The 5727-nt window shown below is 55.3% G+C and carries 6 protein-coding genes; 5 read left to right on the top strand and 1 reads right to left on the bottom strand.

Going from position 1 to position 5727, the window contains the following annotated elements:
- From ureE to ABJK70_RS18890, 4 genes are all read left to right on the top strand, one after another.
- The coding region (gene ureE, locus ABJK70_RS18905) for an urease accessory protein UreE (protein ID WP_347258767.1) at positions 1-420 on the top strand (420 nt) is incomplete at its 5' end.
- Positions 395-1084 (top strand): urease accessory protein UreF, encoded by a 690-nt coding sequence (locus tag ABJK70_RS18900; RefSeq protein ID WP_347258766.1) that lies wholly within the window; start codon positions 395-397, stop codon positions 1082-1084. The genes ureE and ABJK70_RS18900, both read left to right, overlap by 26 nt.
- A gap of 10 nt (positions 1085-1094) precedes the next feature.
- Complete coding sequence (gene ureG, locus ABJK70_RS18895) at positions 1095-1715, top strand: urease accessory protein UreG (RefSeq protein WP_086135683.1); 621 nt, start codon at positions 1095-1097, stop codon at positions 1713-1715.
- Between the two features lie 463 nt (positions 1716-2178).
- Positions 2179-3216 carry a cytochrome c peroxidase gene (locus ABJK70_RS18890; RefSeq protein ID WP_077731681.1) on the top strand — a complete coding sequence of 346 codons (1038 nt, stop codon included), beginning with the start codon at positions 2179-2181 and terminating at the stop codon, positions 3214-3216.
- A gap of 123 nt (positions 3217-3339) precedes the next feature.
- Here ABJK70_RS18890 and ABJK70_RS18885 read toward each other — a convergent pair whose 3' ends face one another.
- A complete protein-coding gene (locus ABJK70_RS18885) occupies positions 3340-4608 on the bottom strand; it encodes a hypothetical protein (RefSeq protein WP_086135682.1) in 1269 nt (422 codons plus the stop codon).
- A 308-nt stretch (positions 4609-4916) separates the two neighbouring features.
- On the opposite strand from ABJK70_RS18885, the gene tyrS reads away from it, so the two are divergent.
- A partial coding sequence (tyrS, locus tag ABJK70_RS18880; RefSeq protein ID WP_347258765.1) for a tyrosine--tRNA ligase occupies positions 4917-5727 on the top strand: 811 nt, incomplete at its 3' end.

Below are 5727 nucleotides of genomic sequence, written 5' to 3'. Positions count from 1 at the left end.
GCCCCGCCGGGAGCGGAGCATCACGACACCCTGACCCTGCTTTACGAGGCTCGCCAGAAATCCCGTTTGCTGGTACGCCTGGACAGCGGGGCCGAAGCAGGCGTTTTTCTCCCTCGCGGTACCGTTCTTCGCGACGGCGACCGTTTGCTAGCCGATGATGGCCGCGTGGTGTTGGTGCGCGCGGCGGCGGAGCCGGTATCGGTGGTACGGACCGCCGATGCCCTATTGTTCGCACGCGCCTGTTACCACTTGGGCAACCGGCATGTCGCTTTACAAATCGATAGTGGGGAACTGCGTTATCTGCGGGATCACGTCTTGGACGACATGGTGCGAGGATTGGGGCTCACGATCGAGCATGCGTTGATGCCTTTCGAACCGGAACGTGGGGCTTATCATGGGGCTCACAACCATGATCACTGATCTGGGGCTGGTGAGACTGCTGCAACTGGTCAGTCCGGCGCTGCCCATCGGCATGTACAGCTATTCGCAAGGCCTGGAGCGCGCGGTAGAGGACGGTTGGATCGGAAATGAGCGGCAGGCGGGCGAGTGGATTGCCGGCATTCTCGAACGCTGTCAAACCAGAACCGATTTGCCGTGTCTGTCGCGCCTCTACGATGCCTGGGCTGAAGGCGATGTGGCCTCGGTCGAGCGCTGGAGCATCCATCTTCTGGCCTGCCGAGAGACGAGCGAGTTGCGGGCGGAGGACCGGCAGAGTGGACAGGCCTTGGTGAGACTTCTCGTCGGCTTGAGCGTCGAGAGGGCAGAGGCCTGGATACGGCACCCGTCCGCCACTCTCGCCACGGGTTTCAGCTTGGCGGCGGTAAGCTGGAAGATCCCGAAGTTCGAAGCATTGCTGGGTTACCTTTGGAGTTGGCTGGAAAACCAGGTTTTGTGCGCGGTCAAGCTCGTGCCCTTGGGCCAGGCGGCGGGACAGCGGCTGCTAAGCCAACTGGCGGAACATCTTCCGGAGCGAGTGAAGGCAGCGCTCGATCTGAGCGATGACGAGATCGGCGGGAGTGCCTTCGGCCTGGCTCTAGCCAGCAGCCGTCACGAGGTGCAGTACTCGCGATTATTCCGTTCATAAGAGCAACGAAATGACTGATCAATATCGGCACGTATTGAGAGTGGGCGTCGGCGGTCCGGTGGGTTCGGGCAAGACCGCGCTGGTGGACGCCTTGTGCAAGCTGATGCGGGAGCGCTATGAGATTGGCGTGGTGACCAACGACATCTACACGAGGGAAGACCAGCAATTCCTGATCCGCAGCCAGGCGTTGCCCGAAGAGCGCATTCTGGGCGTGGAAACCGGCGGCTGCCCCCATACGGCGATCCGGGAGGACGCTTCGATGAACCTCGCAGCGGTGGATGATCTATGCCATCGCTTCCCGGAGCTGGATTTCGTGCTGGTCGAAAGCGGCGGCGACAATCTGAGCGCCACCTTCAGTCCGGAATTGGCCGATCTCACCATTTATGTCATCGACGTGGCCGCCGGGGACAAGATTCCTCGTAAGGGCGGGCCGGGCATTACCCGCTCGGATCTCCTGGTCATTAACAAGATCGATCTCGCGCCCTATGTTGGGGCTTCTTTGGACGTTATGGAGCGCGACGCCAAGAGGATGCGCGGCGAGCGGCCATTCGTCTTCACCAATCTCAAGACGGGCGAGGGACTGGAGAGCGTTGCGGATCTCGTGGTCCGCCAGGGGATGCTGCACGACTAGTGCGTTTTTATCTCGCTCATACGGCATAACAGGCTTGGCGGAAGTCGTTGGCGCCATCGGCCAGGGTAAATCGACTCAAGTATTCGTAGGTCGGCAATCCTTTGCCGACGGCGCCGCCGGGCCGATGGGTTCGTCGGCAAAGGATTGCCGACCTACTCGCGAGTTCCCGCAGGGTAGGTACGAAAATGCTCTGGTTGGTTGCCGCGGATCGTACCCTACCCTACCCTACCCGTCTTCTTTCGGCCTAAGCGATCCGCGTAGCGAAACCCTCGGCGATATTTCCCGCCTCGTCCGTTTCTTACCGTTCCGAAGGTTCGAGCCTTCGCGCTCGTGCGGTTCCGTGCTTCCGGTTGCAATTGTCAAAGTAATTCAATATAAGGGTTTTCCCCTATCTCCATAGAACGATGCGACGGCCTTTCCGTCGCCGAAGAACCCAATAAATAGAAGAGAGGAGCAGCATTCTATGTTTAAGCTGAATCTACTAATCAGTGCTCTGGCACTGGCAGGGGCGTCGATGACTGCTGCGGCGGTCGAGTGGCAAGCTTTGCCGGGCAAGGCGCCGGAGCCCGCGGATAATCCGAGCACGCCCGCTAAAGTCGAATTGGGCAAAATGCTCTATCACGACCCCCGTTTGTCCTCTAGCGGCACGGTGTCATGCAGTTCTTGCCACAATGTGATGGGCGGCGGCGAGGATAACCGCGGCGGCTCCGTAGGCGTGCGCGGACAGGTGGGTGGGCGCAGCGCCCCGACCGTTTGGAACTCTGCCTTCAATTCGGTGCAATTCTGGGATGGGCGGGCACCGAGCCTCGAAGCGCAAGCCAAGGGGCCGGTTACCAATCCGATCGAAATGGGCATGAAAAGCTGGGACGACGTGGTTGCTCGCTTGAAATCCATTCCGGGTTATGTACAGGCGTTTTCCGCTGCTTTCGGTGGTGCCGATTCCGTTACCGCCGATAACGCCGCCAAGGCGATCGCCGCCTACGAGCGGACGCTGATTACGCCGAACAGCGCTTATGACCGATACGTCAACGGCGATAAGAATGCCATGACCGCGCAGCAGGTGCGGGGCATGAATACTTTTGCCGAAGTCGGTTGCAGCAGCTGTCATTCGGGGCCCGCTTTCAATGGCCCGCAATTGCCTGAGGGCACGGGTTTCTTCATGAAGTTTCCCACTTATCAGAATGGTTATCTCGAGGCCCAATACGATTTTTCCAAGGATTTGGGCCGTTACGACGTGACCAAGAACGAAGCCGACAAGCACATGTATAAGGTGCCGACGCTGCGCAACGCCGCCTTGACCGCGCCTTACTTCCACAACGGCAAAGTCAAGAACTTGGAGGACGCCGTTAAAGTCATGGCCAAGCTTCAGTTGAACAAAGATCTGACGCCGGAGCAAACCGGGGATCTTGTAGCTTTCCTCAATGCTCTGACCGGCGAGTTCCCGAAACAGGAAATGCCGCGCCTGCCGAGCTATGCGGACAAGACGTTCAATTACGAATAACCGCAACGGTCGGCGTTTCGCAAAAAGCCAGCTCGTTTCGAGCTGGCTTTTTTATTTGCGCGCGCCGGACATCGCTATATTCACGACAGGGATAATTATTTCGTCTACGGCGCCTTAGGGGGATTACGGCTGATAGAGACTGCAAGCCAGGATTCGCTCTTCGATCTGCTGTTTCAACGCATTGAATTCGGGACTTTGGATGTCCTTGAAACGTTGCGCGAAATCGGCGGGACTCAAATTTTCCGGCAAGTCTTTGATGTTCGGCATAAACAAAGATTCGTCGGCACTCTGGCTCAGAATATTCTGTACTCTGCGTGCCTTTTCTTCCGAGCGTACTGCGGTCTTGCCGAACAGTGTGCCGGCATGATCGGCGGCTAAATCGGTGAAACTGAAACCGCTGCCACTGTGGGTATCATTCATTTCTTTGGCGAGGCCGATCATGTTCGCCAAGGTACTGTGACCGGACATCGCCAAAGCCGCTGACGCCATGAAGTGTTGGGCGGTATCCGTGCGACGGTTAAGGAGAACCTCGCGCCGGGAAGGAATTACCGGTTGGTGATTTAACGGAAGCCACTGAACGATGTTTTTACCGTTAACGTATGCGCTCAAAACTAAGATAAGCGCGCGGTTTTCCGCGATAGGGTCGCCGTTACCTTCCGATCTGCTCTTGGCCAAGGCGAATAGTTGTTGCATCAAAGAGCCGAGTCGTATGAATCGCTTCAGTTGTGATTGATTGATGGTTTCGGCGAGCTTGTCGTTGTAAACCAATAATCGCTCTTTATCGGCCAAATCCGTTATTAACCCCTTTGCCTGGCTCAATGCGTCGCGGTTCCAGTTGACAGCCACCTGTAGCTGCCCATCGACAATGCGGATTTCCTTGACCAATTGATGACCGACCTGGCTATATCGAAATAGCGGCGTAAAGTTCAAGAAACCGTTCAATAGCCATTTGACCACCACTCTGGGCATGGCCAAACGGCCGAGTTTGACCTGCTTGATGACCGCATGCGGTTCGGCGTCATCGGCGATGACTCTGAAATTGAGAAAAAGCGGAATCAAATTTGTCGGCAATCGAATGGTTGCAATGAGTTTCAATCGGTTTTTTCTGATCGTGCAATTGGCATGGCCTTCGAATTTCTTTTTAAGTAGAGCGAAGTTAGCGGCGGCGGTCAGATCGTTGGCCGTCAGAACGATCAATCGCTCAGGATTGTCAGTCTGCGTGAGCTGAACCGTCGTGCTGAGCAGTTGACGAGTTCTGGCCAGATACTCGTAGGTGGGATCTTGGTTCGGCGGCACCAATGGCTTGGTTTCTATGCTCAATGCGAGCAGAACGAGAAGCGTCAAAACCGCCGGAATGACGAGATAGCGGCTAATAAAGTGAACTTGAGTCATGGCGCGAGGTAGAGAATCAGGTTGGTCAAATTATCTATCTACCTGCTGGCGAAGGTCCTAAACGTTGTATGCTCGATCGATTGTATTTGTTAGGCGGTTGCTGGCACTGGTATAGAATCACCCATACTTCGACAAGTCTAATGAAAAATGCTCCAAATCGCACGGACGATGAGCGGGTTTCATTGACATCCGCAAGCGAAGCATCGATCCCGCTTGTGCACACTTCAAACCAATTCTGAGCGACGTAAATCTGCCCGCTGTTTTACAATTCGTGGTTTTTTATCCAAAACGATCAACAGGGTTTCTCTATGTCTGTCGACGAAGCATTAGCATTGATTGGACGAGGCACGGCGGAGATCATCAGAGAAGATGAACTAATCAAGAAATTGGGCGAAAGGCGCCCTCTGCGCGTAAAAGCCGGCTTCGATCCCACGGCACCGGATCTGCATCTCGGGCACACGGTCCTTTTGAACAAGTTGAAGCAGTTTCAGGATCTGGGGCATGAGGCCATATTCCTCATCGGCGACTTTACCGGAATGATCGGCGATCCCACCGGAAAAAATGCTACCCGGAAACCCTTGACCCGCGACCAGGTTATCGAGAACGCCCGGACGTACGAGGAGCAAATTTATAAAATTTTGCACCCCGAAAAGACCCTGGTTATGTTCAATTCCAGTTGGATGAACGCCATGACCTCGGCGGAGTTGATTCAGTTGGCCGCTAAACACACTGTCGCACGAATGCTGGAGAGGGATGACTTCAACAATAGATATAAGAGCGGACAGCCGATAGCGATCCATGAATTTCTCTATCCGCTCATTCAGGGGTACGATTCGGTCGCTATGAAGGCTGATGTCGAATTGGGTGGGACGGATCAAAAATTCAATCTGTTAGTCGGACGCCAATTGCAGGAGGCGTTCGGGCTGAATCCTCAAGTCGTTATCACGATGCCGATCCTAGAAGGATTGGACGGCGTGCAGAAAATGTCGAAGTCGCTGGGCAACTACGTCGGAATTGCCGAGCCATCTGATGAAATGTTCGGAAAGCTGATGTCGATATCCGACGATTTGATGTGGCGTTACATGGAGCTGCTGAGTTTTACCCCGTTATCTGAGATCG

This window comes from Methylocaldum sp. (assembly GCF_039794385.1).
GTDB lineage: Bacteria > Pseudomonadota > Gammaproteobacteria > Methylococcales > Methylococcaceae > Methylocaldum.
This window is presented reverse-complemented; position numbering and strand designations above follow the sequence as displayed.

Excerpts from the sequence above, each read along its gene's own strand:
- ureG (WP_086135683.1), top strand. The coding sequence starts at position 1,095 with ATGACTGATCAATATCGGCACGTATTGAGAGTGGGCGTCGGCGGTCCG.
- ABJK70_RS18900 (WP_347258766.1), top strand. The coding sequence starts at position 395 with ATGGGGCTCACAACCATGATCACTGATCTGGGGCTGGTGAGACTGCTG.
- ABJK70_RS18890 (WP_077731681.1), top strand. The coding sequence starts at position 2,179 with ATGTTTAAGCTGAATCTACTAATCAGTGCTCTGGCACTGGCAGGGGCG.
- ABJK70_RS18885 (WP_086135682.1), bottom strand. The coding sequence starts at position 4,608 with ATGACTCAAGTTCACTTTATTAGCCGCTATCTCGTCATTCCGGCGGTT.